This is a genomic window from Rhodococcus sp. P1Y (genome assembly GCF_003641205.1).
Taxonomy (GTDB): domain Bacteria; phylum Actinomycetota; class Actinomycetes; order Mycobacteriales; family Mycobacteriaceae; genus Rhodococcoides.
Genome location: NZ_CP032762.1, coordinates 4,360,141 through 4,377,099 on the forward strand (window position 1 = coordinate 4,360,141; position 16,959 = coordinate 4,377,099).

At 63.3% G+C, this 16,959-nt stretch carries 12 protein-coding genes; 2 read left to right on the plus strand and 10 right to left on the minus strand.

Annotation, left to right across the window (positions count from 1 at the left end):
• The first annotated feature begins 93 nt into the window (after positions 1-93).
• Entirely contained in the window at positions 94-1,656 is a 1,563-nt protein-coding gene (locus D8W71_RS20125) for a glycoside hydrolase family 13 protein (protein WP_121119634.1), read from the plus strand.
• Positions 1,657-1,675: 19 nt separating this feature from the next.
• Here the strand turns inward: D8W71_RS20125 and D8W71_RS20130 are convergent, their stop codons facing one another.
• The 8 genes from D8W71_RS20130 to D8W71_RS20165 form a co-directional block, all read right to left on the minus strand.
• Complete coding sequence (locus tag D8W71_RS20130) at positions 1,676-2,362, minus strand: hypothetical protein (RefSeq protein ID WP_121115959.1); 687 nt, start codon at positions 2,360-2,362, stop codon at positions 1,676-1,678.
• The gene (locus D8W71_RS20135; protein ID WP_121115961.1) at positions 2,355-2,819 is read right to left on the minus strand and encodes an acyl-CoA thioesterase; all 465 of its coding nucleotides are present in this window, start codon (positions 2,817-2,819) and stop codon (positions 2,355-2,357) included. Before D8W71_RS20135 ends, D8W71_RS20130 begins: the two co-directional genes overlap by 8 nt.
• A gap of 41 nt (positions 2,820-2,860) precedes the next feature.
• A complete protein-coding gene (locus tag D8W71_RS20140) occupies positions 2,861-7,702 on the minus strand; it encodes an NAD-glutamate dehydrogenase (RefSeq protein WP_121119636.1) in 4,842 nt (1,613 codons plus the stop codon).
• A 107-nt stretch (positions 7,703-7,809) separates the two neighbouring features.
• Complete coding sequence (locus tag D8W71_RS20145) at positions 7,810-8,235, minus strand: acyl-CoA thioesterase (protein WP_121115963.1); 426 nt, start codon at positions 8,233-8,235, stop codon at positions 7,810-7,812.
• 3 nt (positions 8,236-8,238) lie between these two features.
• Positions 8,239-9,918 carry an energy-dependent translational throttle protein EttA gene (gene ettA / locus D8W71_RS20150; protein ID WP_121119638.1) on the minus strand — a complete coding sequence of 560 codons (1,680 nt, stop codon included), beginning with the start codon at positions 9,916-9,918 and terminating at the stop codon, positions 8,239-8,241.
• A 120-nt stretch (positions 9,919-10,038) separates the two neighbouring features.
• Positions 10,039-10,539, minus strand: coding sequence for a single-stranded DNA-binding protein (gene ssb / locus D8W71_RS20155; RefSeq protein ID WP_236077520.1), 501 nt, complete (start codon positions 10,537-10,539; stop codon positions 10,039-10,041).
• A 178-nt stretch (positions 10,540-10,717) separates the two neighbouring features.
• On the minus strand, positions 10,718-11,341 hold the full coding sequence (locus D8W71_RS20160; RefSeq protein WP_121115965.1) for an IMPACT family protein: 624 nt from the start codon (positions 11,339-11,341) through the stop codon (positions 10,718-10,720).
• 23 nt (positions 11,342-11,364) lie between these two features.
• Positions 11,365-13,173, minus strand: coding sequence for an ABC transporter ATP-binding protein (locus tag D8W71_RS20165; RefSeq protein WP_201265145.1), 1,809 nt, complete (start codon positions 13,171-13,173; stop codon positions 11,365-11,367).
• An 83-nt stretch (positions 13,174-13,256) separates the two neighbouring features.
• On the opposite strand from D8W71_RS20165, the gene D8W71_RS20170 reads away from it, so the two are divergent.
• Positions 13,257-13,682 (plus strand): MarR family winged helix-turn-helix transcriptional regulator, encoded by a 426-nt coding sequence (locus tag D8W71_RS20170; protein ID WP_121115967.1) that lies wholly within the window; start codon positions 13,257-13,259, stop codon positions 13,680-13,682.
• A gap of 13 nt (positions 13,683-13,695) precedes the next feature.
• Here D8W71_RS20170 and D8W71_RS20175 read toward each other — a convergent pair whose 3' ends face one another.
• Both D8W71_RS20175 and D8W71_RS20180 read right to left on the minus strand, forming a co-directional pair.
• The gene (locus D8W71_RS20175) at positions 13,696-15,729 is read right to left on the minus strand and encodes a cytochrome c oxidase assembly protein (RefSeq protein WP_121115969.1); all 2,034 of its coding nucleotides are present in this window, start codon (positions 15,727-15,729) and stop codon (positions 13,696-13,698) included.
• A 91-nt stretch (positions 15,730-15,820) separates the two neighbouring features.
• A complete protein-coding gene (locus D8W71_RS20180) occupies positions 15,821-16,939 on the minus strand; it encodes an XdhC family protein (protein WP_121115971.1) in 1,119 nt (372 codons plus the stop codon).
• Positions 16,940-16,959: the final 20 nt, after the last annotated feature.

Consider the following 16,959-nt stretch of genomic DNA (forward strand, 5'->3'; position numbering starts at 1 on the left):
CGATGACGGTGACGAAGATCAACTCGGTACCTGATCGAGTCGCAGGGGCACCGTTTGGCAGACTTGATCATTGTGACCGATCCGAACTCGAGTATGTCCGACGTGTGGTGGAAGAATGCGGTCTTCTATCAGATCTACCCGCGTTCGTTCGCAGACTCCAACGGCGACGGCGTAGGTGATCTGGGCGGAGTTCGCGAGAAGCTGGGATATCTGGAACTTCTCGGCATCGACGCGATCTGGCTGAGCCCAGTGATGAAGTCCCCCATGGCCGATCACGGGTACGACGTGTCCGACCCGCGCGCGATCGATCCCCTGTTCGGCGATCTCGATGTCATGAACGCGCTGATCGATGAGGCCCACGCACGCGATATCAAAGTCACGATGGATCTGGTACCGAACCACTCGAGCGATCAGCACCCCTGGTTCGTTGCGGCTTTGGCGGCCGAGCCCGGAAGTCCCGAACGGAATCGGTACATCTTCCGCGACGGTCGAGGCGCCGACGGCTCGGAGCCTCCGAACAACTGGCCCAGCATCTTCGGCGGCCCCGCGTGGACACGCGTCCGCGAATCGAATGGCTCGCTCGGCCAGTGGTACCTGCACATTTTCGCCGCCGAACAGCCCGATCTGAACTGGAACAATCCCGAGGTTTCCGAGGACCTCGCAACAACACTTCGATTCTGGCTCGATCGAGGCGTCGACGGGTTTCGCATCGATGTTGCGCACGGAATGGCCAAGCCGGCCGGACTGCCGGACATGGAACTCGAACACAACGCGTTGATGAAGAACGACGACAACGACCCACGCTTCAACAACGACGCAGTGCACGACATTCATCGCGGAATTCGCAAGGTGGTTGACGAGTACGAGAACGCGACCACCGTCGGCGAGATCTGGGTGCAGGACAACGTCCGATTCAGCGAGTACATCCGGGCCGACGAGCTCCACCTCGGGTTCAACTTCCGTCTGGCCGAAGCCGAGTTCGACGCCGCCGCGATCCGCGAAGCGGTAACCAACTCACTCGACGCAGTTGCCCTGGTCGACGGCACCCCTACATGGACTTTGTCGAATCACGACGTAGTGCGGGAAGTCAGTCGATACGGCGGCGGTGCCCGTGGAACCGCTCGTGCACGGGCAATGATCCTGCTGGAATTGGCGTTGCCCGGTGCTGTGTTCATCTACAACGGCGCCGAACTGGGGCTTCCGAACGTCGAACTCCCCGACGATGCATTACAGGACCCGGTGTGGGAGCGATCCGGACACACCGAACGTGGCCGCGACGGTTGCAGGGTTCCACTGCCGTGGGAAGGTCCGACTCCGCCGTTCGGATTCAGCACCTCGGCAAAAACATGGCTTCCCATCCCCGCGGAGTGGGCCTCACTGACGGTCGAGCAGCAATTGGAGGACGTCGATTCCATGCTCAGCCTGTATCGGTCGGCGTTCGAACTCCGGGCGCTGCGGCCCGAATTCGACGGCTCGGGGCTGGATTGGTACGGCAGCCCTCCCGGATGCCTGGCCTTTCGTCGACGCGGCGGGTTGATCTGCGCGCTCAACGCGACCGACGTGCCCATCCCCCTACCCCCGGGTGAACTGCTGATGGCAAGCGCACCGCTGGTCGACGGCCAACTCCCCGCCGACGCAGCTGCCTGGCTCGTATGAGCCACTACCCGCCTGGGAGCTAGCGCTCGACAGTCAACGACAGCGGGTTGGCCCGCCGACTGAACACCGATCCGTAGCGGGCGTCCAACCGCAGCCACACCTTGGTCGCGCGTACACGAACGATCTCGGCAGAGTCGATTCGCGCCAGGTCGACGTCGGCTGTGAGCGGGTCCTCGCCGGTGTACGGCACGAAACCCATTGCAGTCAAGGCGAACACGGTCCTCATCGTGATCGAGACATCTTCGGCACCGCCGTCGACGTGCAGCACCTCTTGATCGAGCAGAGACACCGGCGGACCGTGACTCGACCCATGCTCCTTCGCCAACGCAGCACCTCGCCCGGCCAGACCGATCAGCACCCGGGCGGGTACGTCGTCGACGTGCTCGAAACCTCCATCCGGGGGCAGGGCACCGCGCCACGCGGAATCCATCGAGAAACCGGGGTCGACGACGCCGTCGACGGCCGAACCGAGAGCCGCGAGGAGTTGATCGGCACCGGCCGACGTGTCGTCGGGCACGATCGTTCCCGATACGACCCGCACGGCCAGCGCGTCGAAACCCGTCGACACCCATACCGACAACCGCTGGTCGGATCTCATTCTGAGTCGCACCACGGCTGCCTCGTCGAGCCGAAGTGCCTTGCCCAGGAATGCCGTCAGGTTTTCGCGTTCGACGGCATCGGGAATGGTGAGAACCCGCTCAAACACGTTGCCAGCTCTGCAGATACACGCGCTCGGCATCGGTGAGCCGACGCAGTCTTTGCGTATCGATGTCGAACGCAGCAATCTGCGTCGACGCCACGATGGCCGCGGGAGTGTCGAGCGACTTGCCCTTGGCTCGAACCTCGTATCCCGCGACGAAGTCGACCGCGCGAACCTTGTCGACCCACATGACCACGTCCAAAGGTCCGTCCTCGTGCCGCAGTTGTCCGCGGTACTTCACGTGCAAGTCCGCGATCACCGCCCCGTGGCGCAGGTTCGCGGTCGGCCGACCGTCGATCAGCAACCACGGGATGCGGGCCTCTTCCAGCAACGTCACCATCCGTGCGTGGTTGATGTGCTGATAGACGTCCATGTCCGACCAGCGAACCTCGACGCTCGTATGAAAACCGATGCGCTCCTTCGGCTCTCGATGGTCCGACAGGTGTTCGGCGGGAACGGTCACAGCGGGTGTCCTCTTCTCGTTTCGATGTCGATCGGTCAGCTCTACGGGACCATGCTTCGGACCTGCCGCGCAGCAACCGACAGCATGGCGAGGTCGAGCGTTCCCGATTCGGCGATTTCGCGGAGGGCTGCACGTGCGCGTGCCAGCCTCGACATGTTCGTCGACTCCCATTCGGCGATCTTCTCGGCCGTGCTCTCGTGCGGCTCGCCGCCGAGAATCACTTCCCTGGTGATCGCGCGCAGAGATGAATACAGGTCGTCGCGAAGGGCCAGGCGAGCCAGCGAATGCCAGCGGTCTCCTCTCGCGAGTCCGGACACCGACGTCAGCAACCAATCGATCCCGATATGCGCATCCAACGCGAAGTACAGTTCGGCCACCTCGGCCGGGTCCTGCTCGACGATGTCGGCGACATCGATGACGTCGAGCAGACAGAAGACGTCGAGTAGCCGAAAGACCTTGGTCGCAAGCTCTTCGGGTGCTCCGCGGCCGACGGCAGCTTTCAGGCGACCGTCGAGATTTCGCGAGTGGTGGCCGTCGATCCATCCGCCGACCATTCCGCTCAATGCAGCGACCTTGCCCGCGTACCTGCTGATCTCGGCGCCGACAGCCAGTGGTTGCGGACGGTTGGTCAGCAACCACCGAGCCACACGGTCGAGGACCCTCCTCGATTCGAGGAGCAATTCGTCCGAGGACGCCGTCGGCATGCCTGCGGTGCGAATCTCCTGCCACAGGTCTTCGAGACCGAAGATCGCGGTGGCGGCGGCAAACGCGCGCACTGCGTCGGTCCCCGTGGCACCGGCATCTTCGGCCAACCGGTAGACGTACGTGATACCGCCGCGGTCGACGGTTTCGTTGGTCAGGGTGGTGGCGACCAGCTGCCTGCGAAGCGCATGGGAGGTGATCGAGCTCGCGTAGGGCTCCCGCAACGGCGCCGGGAAGTACTTGGGCAATCGCGACGCGAACACGTCGCTGTCGGGCAACTCGCTCGCGAGCAGATCGCTTTCCAGGGTCAGTTTGACGTGAGCCATCAATGTCGCAAGCTCCGGAGAGGTCAGTCCACGTCCTTCTGCCTTACGCTTGCGAATCTCGGTCTCGCTCGGCAGAGCTTCGAGCTCCCGATCGAGTCCACGCCTCGTCTCCAGATCTTCGATGACGCGTCGGTGAACGGTCAGCAACGCCGGCGCGTCGAACCGCGATGTTCCCAGCAGTTCGTTCTGCATGATGTTGTCCCACAACACCAATCGACCGACTTCGTCCGTCATCGAGGCGAGCAACTCGTCGCGGTCGTCTCGGTCCAGCGCCCCGTCGGCGATTGCGGCTTCGAGCAGGATCTTGATGTTGACCTCGTGGTCAGAGCAGTCGACGCCAGCGGAGTTGTCGACGGCATCGGTGTTGATTCGACCGCCCGCCATGTCGTACTCGATGCGCCCGAGTGCGGTGGCGCCGAGGTTGCCACCCTCGCCGACCACTGTCGCACGAACGTCGTTGCCGTTCACCCGAACCGCGTCGTTCGACTTGTCACCGACGTCGGCGTTCGATTCGCTCGATGCCTTGATGTACGTACCGATCCCGCCGTTCCACAACAAATCGGCGGGCGCCGTCAGAATCGCACGGATCAGTTCGGGCGGCGACAACGAAGTAACGTCCTGGCCCAGACCGAGCGCTTCCCGCACCTGCGCACTGACCGGTACCGATTTGACCGTCTTCTCCCACACTCCACCACCAGGCGAGATCAGCGACGCGTCGTAGTCCGCCCACGACGAGCGCGGCAGTGCGAACAACCGCTCACGTTCGGCGAAGGACCGAGCCCGATCAGGGGTCGGGTCGAGGAAGATGTGCCGGTGGTCGAAGGCCGCGAGCAGTCCGATGTGACGGCTGAGCAGCATTCCGTTGCCGAACACGTCACCGCTCATGTCTCCGACGCCAACGACGGTGAAATCTTGTTTCTGCGTATCGATTCCGATTTCACGGAAGTGACGTTTGACGCTTTCCCACGCGCCCTTCGCGGTGATCCCCATTGCCTTGTGGTCGTACCCCGCGGAGCCGCCGGACGCGAAGGCGTCACCCAACCAGAATCCGTACTCCTCCGCCACCGAGTTGGCCAGGTCCGAGAACGTCGCGGTGCCCTTGTCGGCGGCGACGACGAGATAGGTGTCGTCGTCGTCACGGCGCACTACCCTGCTCGGCGGAATCACCGATCCGGTTGCACGATCCAAGTTGTCGGTGACATCCAGCAGGCCGGCGATGAAGAGTCTGTAACAGGCCTGCCCCTCCTGGGCTGTCGCGGCGCGATCGGTCGCGGCATCGCCCGATGCGGTAGGCGGACGCTTGACGACGAAGCCACCCTTCGCGCCGACCGGCACGATGACGGCATTCTTGACCATTTGCGCTTTGGCGAGGCCAAGCACCTCGGTCCTGAAGTCTTCCCGACGGTCCGACCATCGCAATCCACCACGTGCAACTGCCCCGAAACGGAGATGGACGCCTTCGACACGGGGGGAGTACACGAAGATTTCGAAGGTCGGCTTGGGCTTGGGCAGTTCCTCGATCTGCTGCGGATCGAGCTTGAGCGAGAGGAACTCCCGACGCGTATCACCGTCGTCGACCACGTAGAAGTTGGTGCGCAGCGTCGCTCGGATCAATTCGAAGATGGCGCGGAGAATGCGGTCTGCGTCGAGGCTGATGACCTGATCGATCAACGACTTCAGTTCGCCACTCAGTTCGAGGGACCGATCCTCGGAGGCGTTGTCTGGATCGAATTGCGCCTCGAACAGTCCGACGAGCAACTGCGCAGTGCGCGGATTGGCCAGCAGAACGCCCTCGATGTTGAACTGACTGTACGGAAAATTGGCTTGCCGCAGGTACTTTGCGTACGCACGCAGAACCAGCGCCTGCCGCCAGTCGAGACCTGCACGCATGACCAGCTCGTTGAATCGGTCCGCCTCTGCGCGCCCTTCCCACACCGCGGTGAAGGCATCGGTGAACCGGAGTTGGACACGCGATTCGCGATCTGCAGCGCCGGCTCCCTGCAATTCGGCATCGAGGTCACCATCGATCGCAGCCAGCAGCATCTCGCGAGACGCCGACACCCCGAAATCGTAGATCCAGCACTGCAGTCCATCCGGGCGAACTACCGGATACGGTCTTTCGTCGTCGACCTCGACACCCAGGCTCTGCAGGACCGGGAGAACTTGACTGAGGGACACTCCCCTACCACCGATGTACAGGCTGAAACGCCAACTCCCGATGTCGGATTCGGCGTTGCGGTACAGCTGCATGTCGATGGCACCGTCGGCCAAGGCCTCGAAACGCGCGATGTCGAACACGGCACGTTCGGGCCCGAAATCCTGCTTGTATGCCTCGGGCAAGGCGTCTGCGTACTTGGATGCGACGCCCGAGTCCGTGGTCGCACTCGCCGTCACCGCCTCGGCCAAGCCGTCTTCCCAGGTCCTGATCGTCTCGGTGAGCAACGCTTCGATCCGCGCCACGTTGTCGCGGGTGAGATCGGGGGCGCCCGACTGCTCGCGGTCGCGTCGCACGGTCACGTGCAGAAGGGCGAGATCGGACTCGGTGACCCGCGCGGTGTAATCGATTGCCGAACCGCGCAGTTCGCGAAGGAGTGCATCCTGAACGGCCAGCCGGACCCGGGTGGTGTACCGATCGCGAGGCAGGTACACGAGCGCCGAAACGAAGGCACCGTTGGAGTCCTCACGTAGAAATACCTTGACCTTCCGTCGGCGACCGAGCGCAAGAACGGCTGTGGCTGTTTCGTACAGAGCGTCGGAATCGGTCGCGAACAGTTCTGCGCGAGGTATCGACTGGAGTACCTCGAGCAACGCTTGACCGGAGAAGGACGACAGGTCGTAACCCGCGCGATCGATCACCGACCGCACACGCGATTCGATGACGGGGATATCGAGGACGTTCTCGTGCAACGCGGTCACGGTGAACACTCCGACGAACCGGTGCTCTCCGAACTCTGGATTCGCCGAGTCGAAGAGGGTCACGAAATACGGGTAGACCGAGCGGTGCACTGTCGCTGGGCTCGACCCCTGCGTCAGGTTGACCAGTTCGGTCCGTGTGTCGAGCGTCCACGAGTCCGACACGAGGCCCTGGTCGCGGCGCAGCACTCCGAGTCCGCTGTCGTCGTCGGACACGGCGCGCACCGTTCCGTCCGCACCCTCCGTCGCGATGTACTTGCGGTACCCGAGGAGCGTGTAGTGGCCGTCGGCCAGCCATCGCAGCAATCCGGCTGCGTCGCGTAGCTCAGCGGCGGCAGTCGCCTCGCGCCCGGTCGCCGCGTCCTCCAGCGTTGCCGCAACCGAATTCTGGATCTCACGCATGGCTTCGGTATCACCGATGACTTCACGAACGTCGTTCAACACCTGCCTGATGGCAGGTTCCACCGTAGCGAGTACGTCTTCGGAGACGCCGGTGCCGAGTTGCAGATGCATCCACGATTCACGAGCTGTCCCCGGAGCGGAAGATCCGACGTCTACGAGGCGCCCATCGTGCTCGCGCGTGACCGAAAGGATGGGATGGATGATCTCCGTGACCGAGACGCCCAACCGCGACAGCCCCGACACGACCGACTCGACCAGCAACGGCATGTCATCGGTGACGATCTGCAACGACGGCCCCGTCGCCGTGTTCGACTCGTCTGGAACGTGAAGCCGGACATTGGCGTTGCCCTGAATCCGGCGGGCAGCGAGCTGCAGGTGCAACCGGAACACGTACTGCTCTGCAGAGGTGATGGTGTTGCCACGATCGGCCAGGTCGACGTGTGCGAAGTACGCCGCCTCGATCTCCGGCAACCGCGATGTCAACTCCGGCGGCAGTTCTTTCGTCCAGTCGGTATCCGTCGTACCCGCCGTGTTCGGCATGTCTTGAACCACACTCCCTTGTGAGGATTTCCGCGCCCACCGGTTGCCCCGAAGGCCTCGCCTCAGCGAGCCTATCGGGGAACGGTCGTGCGGACGGCGGTGCCGGGCTACTCGGTGTCGAGCGCGGTGTGGACGTAGTCGGCGAGCACTGCCTTCTCACGGTCGATCAACGGCCGAGCGTGCTGCGTGTCGAGGTCGAACGCAACCATGACGGCAGTGGCCTCGGCGCACAGCGCACCGTGGGTATCGCGCACCGCATGCCGGACGCCGAACGACGTCCTTCCGATGCTCGAAATCGAAATCTCGATCGCCAACGGACCCGAGTCGTCGAACAAGGGGCGCAGGAAGTCGATGGTCAGCTTGCGCACGACCGTCGCTCCCCGCGCACCCTCCGCCTCGAGCAGGCATTGCGTGATGAAGTTCGCCCGAGCTTCCTGAAGATATTCGACGAATCGGGTGTTGTTGACGTGCCCGAGCCGATCCGAGTCGCTCCACCGGACTTGAAGTCGGTACTCGAATCTCTTGTCGGCCAACGATCAGTCCCTGGTCAACTTGCGGTGCGTGACGCGATGCGGGCGAGCCGCATCCGGTCCCAGCCGCTCGACCTTGTTGGCCTCGTAACCCTCGAAGTTGCCCTCGTACCAGTACCAGGCTGCTTCGTTGTCTCCGAAGCCGCCTTCCCAGGCCAGGATGTGAGTACACGTCCGGTCGAGGAACCACCGGTCGTGCGAGATGACCACGGCACAACCCGGGAACTCTTCGAGCGCGTTCTCCAGCGAGCCGAGTGTCTCCACGTCCAAATCGTTGGTCGGTTCGTCGAGCAGGATCAGGTTGCCGCCCTGCTTGAGCGTCATCGCCAGATTGAGACGGTTTCGCTCACCACCCGAGAGCACTCCGGCCGGCTTCTGCTGATCGTGCCCCTTGAAGCCGAACGAACTGATGTAGGCGCGCGATGGGAACTCCGAGGTCCCGACGGTGATGAAGTCCAGGCCCTCGGACACCGTCTCCCAGACGGTCTTCTTCGAGTCGATACCCGAACGGTTCTGGTCGACGTAGCTGAGCTTGACCGTCTGACCGACCGTGACCTCGCCGCCGTCCGGCTCCTCCAGACCCACGATGGTCTTGAACAGCGTCGTCTTACCGACTCCGTTGGGGCCGATGACGCCGACGATGCCGTTACGCGGCAACGTGAACGACAGGTCCTTGATCAGAACGCGACCGTCGAACCCCTTGTCCAGGCTCTTCACCTCGACCACGACGTCACCGAGCCGTGGCGGATTCGGGATCTGGATCTCGTCGAAGTCGAGCTTCCTGGTCTTCTCCGCTTCGGCCACCATCTCGTCGTAGCGGGCCAGACGCGACTTGCTCTTCGCCTGGCGAGCCTTGGCTCCGGAGCGGACCCAGGCGAGCTCGTCCTTGAGGCGCTTCTGAAGTTTCTGGTCCTTCTTGCCCGCGACCTCGAGTCGCGCAGCCTTCTGCTCCAGGTATGTGGAGTAGTTGCCCTCGTAGGCGTGCAGCCTTCCGCGGTCCACCTCACAGATCCACTGCGCAACGTGATCGAGGAAGTACCTGTCGTGGGTCACGGCGAGAATCGCACCAGCGTAGGCCGCGAGGTGCTGCTCGAGCCACAACACCGACTCGGCGTCCAGGTGGTTGGTCGGTTCGTCGAGAAGCAGCAGGTCCGGCTTACTGAGCAGCAGCTTGCACAACGCGACACGGCGCTTCTCACCACCGGAGAGGTTGGTGACACCGGACTCGGGCGGCGGGCAACGCAGCGCGTCCATGGCCTGCTCGAGCTGAGAATCGACCTCCCACGCGTCGGCGTGGTCGAGCTTCTCCTGCAGCTCACCCATCTCTTCCATGAGCTCGTCCGAGTAATCGGTAGCCATGAGCTCCGCGATCTCGTTGTAGCGCTTGAGCTGCACCATTGTCTCGCCGAGGCCGTCTTCGACGTTCTCACGAACTGTTTTGGTTTCGTCGAGGATCGGTTCCTGCATGAGGATGCCGACCGATGCACCCGGGGCGAGGAACGCCTCACCGTTTCCGGGCTGGTCGATCCCGGCCATGATCTTCAGGATGCTGGACTTGCCGGCGCCGTTGGGACCGACGACGCCGATCTTCGCTCCTGGGTAGAAGCTCATCGTGACGTCGTCGAGGATGACCTTGTCGCCGTGCGCCTTGCGCACCTTCTTCATGGTGTAGATGAATTCCGCCATGTGGGCCAGCTTATCGGTCCACAGCGCCTCCGACACTATCGCCTGATCGGCTCCACTTTCATCCGGGCCCGAATCGACCATTGACGCGGGCCCGGACTACGAAGGTGATCGCCTGGGCACCTAGGCGCCCACACCCACTGGCTCTTGCGATTCCGACGTGGATTCGGGCTCATCGAATCCGGTTGCGCTGCCGGATTCAACGTAGGAGTCATCGGACTCGTCCTCCTCCCGGCCTTCGTCCTGCGTCGACGCGTACACCGGCTTGGCGCGCTCGACCTTGACGATGCAGCGTGCGAGATCGGGACCGATCGCGCTGGCGGTCATCTCGAGAGCAGATCGTTCCACGCCTTCTCTCGTGGTGTACTCGTTTGTTCTGAGCTGCCCGTAGGCGATGACGGGATCACCCTTCATCAACGACCCGCCGACGCCTTTGACCAACCTGCGCCAGGCGGTGACCGTCAGAAACAGGGTGCCGCCGTCGGTCCACTCGCCACTCGTGCGATCTTGTCGTCGCGCGTTGCTTGCCATTCGAAAGCTCAGTACCTCGTCACCGGATGCGGTCACTCGCTTGACCGGATTGGTGATGACCGTCCCCACCACTGCACATTGCGCCTCGTACATGAACTGCCCCCTCGGCTGTCGATTTCGATCGGGTGGCACCCGACTCGTATCCACTGTGCCGTGGAAACGCCACCGAAAACGGGCGGAAACGCAATCTGTGGATAAAGCCGACACCTGTGTACAACCCACTGCCGGAAGCGTTGTCGACGAAAAACTCGTCGGTGCGTCGTGCTAGGACCTAAACGGCCTCGTCGATGTACTCGGAACCGAGCAGCGCAGGCTCCGCAGTCCCTGAGGTCAGATTGGCGAGAACACCGAACACGACCTCGGCGTCGGGCACCGCGAGCGTCAACACCGCGCGAGCCCGGTAGTCGACCGACACGACCGTGATTCCGCGCCCGCGGAGCTCGGACTCGATTCGTCCGACGTCGGCGTGATCGAGCTCGACTCCGATCAGGTCACGCTGGACTCTCCGGTTCAATCGTGCATCCGCCAGCGCCTCGGCCACCGCACCGGAATAGGCGCGGGTCAGCCCGCCGGTGCCGAGCTTGGTGCCACCGAAGAATCTGGTGACGACAGCGACGACGTTGGTCAGGTTGTGGCCGGTCAGGACTTCGAGCATCGGGTTCCCCGCAGTTCCGCTCGGTTCACCGTCGTCACTGCTGCGTGCGATTCTCGTTCCAGGAACGTCGCCGACGAGGAACGCGGAACAATGATGTCCTGCTGCACTGTTCGCCTTCCTGGCGTCCGCGACGACAGTTCGTGCAGCTCCTGAGGAGTCGGCTCGGGCAACGACAGCGACGAACCGGGACTTCTTGATGTCGATCTCGGCACGGACGCTGTCGACGAGGGTGTAATACATTGTCCGTCCTGTCTCGGGCCGAATTACGCTGCGACGCGTTCTGGATCGATCACTGCGGGAACGCCTTCCGACGCGTGCACCAATTCTGCGTACCGGCCGTCGGCTCCGATCAACTGCTCGTGCGTGCCGATTTCCACGACCCGTCCGCGATCGAGAACAGCGATGCGGTCTGCCGCCCGTACGGTCGAAAGCCGATGGGCGATGAGAATCGTCGTTCTGCCTTTCATCAGCTCGTCCAGTGCCTTCTGCACGGCACGCTCGGTGCTGTTGTCCAGCGCACTCGTGGCCTCGTCGAGGATCAGGATCGGTGGGTTCCGCAGCACTGTGCGTGCGATCGCGAGGCGCTGCTTCTCTCCGCCGGAGAATCGGTATCCGCGCTCGCCGACCAACGTGTCGTATCCGTCGTCGAGAGCTACGACGAAGTCATGGATCTGGGCGATGCGCGCCGCTTGTTCGATCTCGACGTCGCTCGAGTCGGGCTTGGCGAACCTCAGATTCTCACGAATCGACGCGTGAAACAGGTACGTCTCCTGGGATACGACGCCAACGAGATCGGCGACAGCGGAGGTACTCAGGTCTCGAAGATCGATGCCGTCGATCGTGATTCGACCCTCGCTCGGGTCGTGTAGCCGTGCCGCGAGATAGCCGAGCGTGGTCTTGCCCGACCCGGTGGATCCGACGAGTGCGAGCGTGGTTCCCGCCGGCACATCGATGTCGATATCGGTCAACGTCGGCTGCGTGGCATCCGTGTAGGTAAATCCCACGTGTTCGAAGGCGACATTGCCTTGCACGTTCTCGCGCACGACGACGGTGGGCGAAGCGGGCTCGTCTATGTCCACCGGGAGGTCGAGATACTCGAAGACTCGACCGAAGAGTGCAAGTGAACTCTGCACTTCGACGCCGGTGCTCAGCAACTGCATCGTTGGACGGAAGAGTTGAGTCTGAAGCGTGGTGAACGCCACCAATGTTCCTACGGTGAGGGCACTTCCGTTCCCGATGGTGATACCTGCGAACCAGTACACGAGCGCCGGCATGATGGCGAAGCTGATCTGCATGCTCGCCATGCGCCATTTGCCTGCCATCATCGCTCTGAGTTCGACGTCGGCGACCTCGTCGGACCGCTTCGCGAACTGCTCGGTCAACACACCGGAGGATCCAGTGGTCTTGCCGAGAAGGATTCCGCTGACCGACAGTGACTCTTCGATCTGAACGGACAGTTCACCGAGCAACTTCTGTCGTGTGGTGGAAATCTTGCGGCGTTCGTTGCCGATACGCCGTGCGATTCTCACGAAGACAGGCAGGATGATCAGCGAAAACAGCGCGAGCTTCCAGTCGAGTAAGAACAACGCGATGATCGTGGCGAACACCGTGGTCGCGTTCTGTGCGATGGAGGTCGCCGTGTTGGTGACGACGGATTGCATCCCGCCGATGTCGTTGGCGATGCGTGACTGCACCTCACCGGTGCGTGTGCGCGCGAAGAACCCGAGCGACTGCCGCTGCAGGTGGCTGTAGACGGCAACCCGCAGGTCGTGCATGAGTTTTTGACCGACACCGTTGGACATCCACGTCTGCAGAACGCCGAGGGTATTGGTGACGACTGCGACGGCGATCATGCCGGCTGCGATCAGCGTGACGAGGGTGACGTCGCGATCGGGGATGGCATGATCCAACAGCTCGCGGAGAAGCAAGGGTGACGCCAGCGCGACGACGGCGCTGAAGACGATGATCGCGGTGACGACCGCGATGCGGGTGCGATAGGGACGAAAGAGTGCGAGCACTCGCCCGACGGGCGCTGGATCAGTGACAGCGATTTCTCTTTGTGTGCGTACCAAGTAATCCTCCTGGGTCGAAGTGAAGCATAAAGCAGAGGTTACCTCATTATGAGGTTGCGGGCAACCCGGGCTATGCTGTCGCCATGCACACGGGAGACACCCCGAACCTCGCCGATTCGTTCATGGCCGTCGCGCGCCGGATACGCCACACGCACATGGGCGCACTCGAACCCTTCGGCCTCAATCCGTCCCAGAGCCGGGCGCTGCATGTCTTGGCCCGCGAAGGGCAACCGATGAGGTTGCGCGCCCTCGCGGATCAGCTGCGCATCGTCGCCCGATCGGCTACGGACATCGTGGACTCACTCGAAGCTGCCGATCTCGTGACCCGTGCTGACGATCCAGCGGATCGTCGAGCCGTCCTGGTGTCACTGACCGACACCGGGCGCACCAGGCTGCACGATATCGACGACGCGCGAGGCAAAGTGGCAGTCGAACTGTTCGACACTCTCGACGCCGCCGAGCGCGAGGAGCTGCAGCGGATTCTCACCAAGATCACCGCGGCCGACTGACGAACAGTCGAACTCAGCGATCGGCCTCGCGGTCTCGTCGAGCCAATTCGGCGAACATCGCGTTGTGTGCGGCAAGGTCGGCGTCGTGATCGCGATCAGCCGCGCGGTCCGTCCGCTGAGCGTTTCGGTCGTCGCTACGGGACCACTGAACCAGCAGTGCGAGCATCACCAGCACCAGAGGGATCTCACCTGTCGCCCAAGCGATGCCGCCGCCGAGCTTCTGATCGGCCATCAGATCGGCATTCCAGTCGAGACCGAGCGTGCGGTAGTACCAGCCGCCCATCACCGTGTTCATGCTCATCAGCGCAACACCGAAGAACGCATGGAACGGCAGCGAACCGAAGACCATCGCGAGCTTCGTGATCGGCTGGATCTGCCGCGGTGACGGATCGACCCCGATGACCACCCAGTAGAAGAGGTACCCGCTGAGTATGAAGTGAGCGTTCATGAGCAGGTGAGCGGCGTGATTGTCGAGAATCGCACCGAAGATGCCGCCGAGGTACAGCGCGTAGAAACCGCCGACGAACAGCACCGCCGCGACGACGGGTTGGGTCAGGAACCTCGAGACCGGACTGTGCAGAGCAAGCAGCAACCACTCTCGCGGTCCCGGAATCCCATCCTTGCCCGCAGCGGGCAGGGCCCGGAGCGCCAGAGTCAAGGCACCTCCGAGGGCAAGGAGAACCGGTACCAGCATCGACAGGGCCATGTGGGCGCCCATATGCACGCTGAACGTCGCAGGCGAGTACCTTCCAACGCCCGAGGACGTCGCAACCAGCATCGTCAGACACCCGAGCACGAATGCGACGGTCCTGCCGACCGGCCAAGCGTCACCCCGCTTGCGCAGTCTCCGTACACCGAGCAGGTACACCACCGCGAGCACGATCGACGCGGTCCCGAAGATCAGGTCGAACCGCCAGTCGAACGCGAGCCGAGCCACCGAAGGGGGCCCGTTCAAGTCGTATCCCAGTGCCGCCTCGGTGAGGGAAAGGTTGGGATCGACGTCCGAGGGCGGCGGAGTGCGCCCGAGACCGACGGCCAGGCCGATCGTGGCTGCCATCACCAGAACCTCGCCGCCGGCGAAGCGGATCAACGCTCCTCGTGATTCGGGGTTCTCCGCGAGCGCGGGCAAGGAGCGGCGACGCTGAACCCACCCGAAGATCCCAAGCACGACGAGCGCGAAAATCTTCCCCAGGATCAACCGTCCGTACAGGGTGTCGAACAGGTCCGAGATCGATACGCGGACGAGTGCATTGATGACTCCCGAGGCGGCCATGACGACGAAACACACGGTCGCGATCGCCGAGAATCGTCTGGTCGCCACGTCGGTGTGCGCACCTTTGCGTCGAGCATGTGCGAGTACCGCGAACAATCCACCCGCCCACAACGTCGCGCCGACCAGGTGCAGAATCAGACTGTTGGTCGCGACGTCGTGCGAGCCGCCCGAAGACGAGTGACCGGTGACGGCGATCGGCATGAGCGTTCCGAGTGCGAACACCAGCAGCAGGGGCGTCCACGACCAACGAAGCACCGCGCGTGACAGGATCGCGAGCACCACGGCAAGAAGGCCTGTCCATCGCCATGCGCTCGCGATCTCAACCTGATCGAGCGCGACCCACAAGTTGCTCGGCTGGACGGCCACGGTGAAGGGTTGCCCAGAAGTGTCGGACAGCGTCAGGGGTACGAGAACCAGTGCGCAGGCAGCCCACACGATTGCAGCGACCGACCCGGTCCGTACGGCGCGATAGCCGCCGACGTCGAGTACCCCGCTCCTCTGCGGTGGAACCAGGAACGCGGCGAGAAGGAACGAACCGATGGCGATCGACACCGCGATCTCACCGATTGCGCGCACAGCCGGGAGGCCATAGGTTGTCGCCGGACCCGGATCGGGAATGCCGAGCAGAACCAATGCGTCCGAAGCCGACAGACTGATCACGAGGGCAGCCACGACAGCGGCGATGAGGCCGGCCGTCGCGAACACCGAGGTCGACGCCAGCCCCGTGGACTCGCTCGATGCCGGTTCCTTCGTCTCCACATGCGGTGCTGCCATACACCCAGAGTAAGAGGTCTCTGCAGTGCGCAGATACCCAGCGCCCCCAAAGTCCTACTGCACGTCGTAGATCATATGACGTGGCACACGCTCAGTCGTGGTGAATGCGTCCCCGCTGACCCGCGAGCCGCTCCCCTGTTCCACCCCATCGACGCGCGACGATCTCGGCGGCGATCGACACCGCTGTCTCCTGCGGAGTCCGGGCCCCCAGGTCCAAGCCGATAGGACTCGACAATCGCGCGAGTTCGACCTCGGTCGACCCGGCCTCCCGCAATCGAAGCAGGCGATCTTCGTGGGTCCGGCGGGATCCCATTGCTCCGACGAACGCAAAGTTCGCCTGGCGCAAAGCTATGCCCAGCAGCGGAACGTCGAATTTCGGGTCGTGTGTCAACACGCACACAACCGTCCGGTCATCCACCGCGCCCGCAGCGATCTGTCCGGCGAGGTAGCGGTGCGGCCAGTCGACGACCACATCGGCGGCGGACGGAAACCGCTGTTGCGTGGCAAAGACCTCCCGTGCATCGCACACCGTGACGCGATAACCGAGGAACGTGCCCTGTTCGGCGACGGCGGCTGCGAAATCGATGGCGCCGAAAACCAGCATGCGCGGGCGCGGGGCGTAGGAGGAAACGAACACGTCCATCCCATCTCCTAGGCGCTCCCCGTCGGGTCCATAGGTCAACGTTTCCGTCCGCCCGGACGCCAACAAGCCACGCGCGTCGTCGACGACCGCAGCATCGGACCGGGCCGATCCCACGGAACCGGCATGGTCGGTCTCTTCGATCACGATGCGCAGGCCGACGCGTTCGACGAGAGGATGCCGGACAACCGTCGCTACGGCAACGGGACGGTCGGCCGCTATGGCGTCGGCGACTGCGCCGAGTTCGGGAAAGGTGTTCTGCGAGACGGATTCGACGAAGATGTCCAGTATCCCGCCGCATGTCAGACCCACCGCGAACGCATCGTCGTCACTGACTCCGTAGCGTTCGAGAACCGGATTTCCGGTGGCCGCAACAAGCGTCGCAGCCTCGTAGACCGCCGACTCGACGCAACCACCCGATACCGATCCGTGTACCGAACCATCCGAACTCACCATCATCGACGCGCCTGCAGGACGCGGCGCCGATCGGAACGTACGTACGACGGTTCCGATGCCGACCGTTCCTCCGGCACGCCACACGGCTAACAGATCATCGAGGATGTCGCGCATGAACCACCTTCTCACCGAGA

What these genes read in the sequence shown, in the direction of transcription:
- D8W71_RS20125 (WP_121119634.1), top strand. Translation starts at nt 94, where the DNA reads ATGTCCGACGTGTGGTGGAAGAATGCGGTCTTCTATCAGATCTACCCG.
- D8W71_RS20180 (WP_121115971.1), bottom strand. Translation starts at nt 16,939, where the DNA reads ATGCGCGACATCCTCGATGATCTGTTAGCCGTGTGGCGTGCCGGAGGA.
- D8W71_RS20160 (WP_121115965.1), bottom strand. Translation starts at nt 11,341, where the DNA reads ATGTATTACACCCTCGTCGACAGCGTCCGTGCCGAGATCGACATCAAG.
- D8W71_RS20175 (WP_121115969.1), bottom strand. Translation starts at nt 15,729, where the DNA reads ATGGCAGCACCGCATGTGGAGACGAAGGAACCGGCATCGAGCGAGTCC.
- D8W71_RS20170 (WP_121115967.1), top strand. Translation starts at nt 13,257, where the DNA reads ATGCACACGGGAGACACCCCGAACCTCGCCGATTCGTTCATGGCCGTC.
- ettA (WP_121119638.1), bottom strand. Translation starts at nt 9,918, where the DNA reads ATGGCGGAATTCATCTACACCATGAAGAAGGTGCGCAAGGCGCACGGC.
- D8W71_RS20140 (WP_121119636.1), bottom strand. Translation starts at nt 7,702, where the DNA reads ATGCCGAACACGGCGGGTACGACGGATACCGACTGGACGAAAGAACTG.
- ssb (WP_236077520.1), bottom strand. Translation starts at nt 10,539, where the DNA reads ATGTACGAGGCGCAATGTGCAGTGGTGGGGACGGTCATCACCAATCCG.